Source organism: Kitasatospora sp. NPDC007106 (genome assembly GCF_040634455.1).
Classification (GTDB): Bacteria; Actinomycetota; Actinomycetes; order Streptomycetales; family Streptomycetaceae; genus Kitasatospora; species Kitasatospora arboriphila.
Genome location: NZ_JBEYFP010001376.1, coordinates 1 through 1,162 on the forward strand (window position 1 = coordinate 1; position 1,162 = coordinate 1,162).

Consider the following 1,162-nt stretch of genomic DNA (forward strand, 5'->3'; position numbering starts at 1 on the left):
GTGCCCGGGCCGGCTCCGGGCGGGGGGCCGGCGGGGCGGGCGGGCCGTCGGCCGGTGCGGCACCGGCGGGTGCGGTCTCGGCGTCGGGGGCGCCGGCCAGCACGTTGTAGAAGGAGGTCTTGGCGGCGACGATCCGTCCGTGGATCCGGGCGTCCCGGCGTTCGGCGCGGGCCATCCGCTTGGGCCGGGTGCGGTAGCGCCAGCGCGCCCAGGGGCTCTGCGGCCGGGCCAGCCGGACGGCGCCGACCATGGCCAGCGGCGGCAGCATCACCCCGAGCAGGCCCGTCCAGATCTTGCCCTTGAAGAGACTGATCCCGACCAGCAGCAGCAGGAGTCCTGCGCCGACGAACTGTCCGGCCGTCAACCGGGATCTGAAGCCGCCGAACGGCAGCTCGCCGATCAGCAGCAGGGCGATGAAGGCGACCGCCAGGATCACCGCGTCCACGGACTTGCGGCCCTGCTCGCTCCAGTAGACGTCCTGGAGGTGCAGGACGAGCGCGAACTCGTCGAGCACCAGGCCGGCGCCGATGCCGAAGCCGAACGCGAGGACGTTCCACAGCTGGCCGCCGTTGCCGCGGACGGTGAAGGCCCCCACGCCGCAGATCAGCACCAGGGCCTGGCCGAACACCACGTGGTGGATGTGCAGGCCGCCGGGGGTGACGTTGCCGGGCCACCAGCTGGTGCCGCGCCGGATCATCCGGACGCTGAAGCGGATGAAGAGGAAGGAGGCCAGCAGTCCCACCAGCAGCAGGAACAGCGGCTCGCGCCCGGTGTCGACGATCCGCTCCCGGTACGCGTCGAGCAGCGACTGCCACATGGCGTACGGGACCTCCGGGAGGCGGCGCGGCGGGACGGTTCCCACCATCTGACGACGGCTCAGCCGGGTTCCGCCACTCGATGACGCGTGCGATGGTCCGAACGGGCGAGCGTTTCGGGCGACCCAGCCGGGTTCACTCCGCGTTCCCCGGCAGGGGCCCTCCGACGTGCCATGCTGTGGGCCGCACCCACCCCGGACCGTCCATCCGACTGTCGGACTGTCAGCCCGTGCGGTCCCGCTGCGAACAGACCCCACCCGAACGGAGACGACCATGGACGCTCTCTCCCGCAGGTCCTTGCTGGCCGGCGGCGCCGCCACCGCGGCCGCGCTCGCCGCCGGCTGCGC

Annotated in this window: 1 pseudogene; it reads right to left on the reverse strand. The window is 73.2% G+C overall.

The features are described 5' to 3' along the window. Positions 1–865 (reverse strand): annotated as a pseudogene (locus ABZ641_RS38610) (hypothetical protein); the annotation flags it as partial. Positions 866–1,162: the final 297 nt, after the last annotated feature.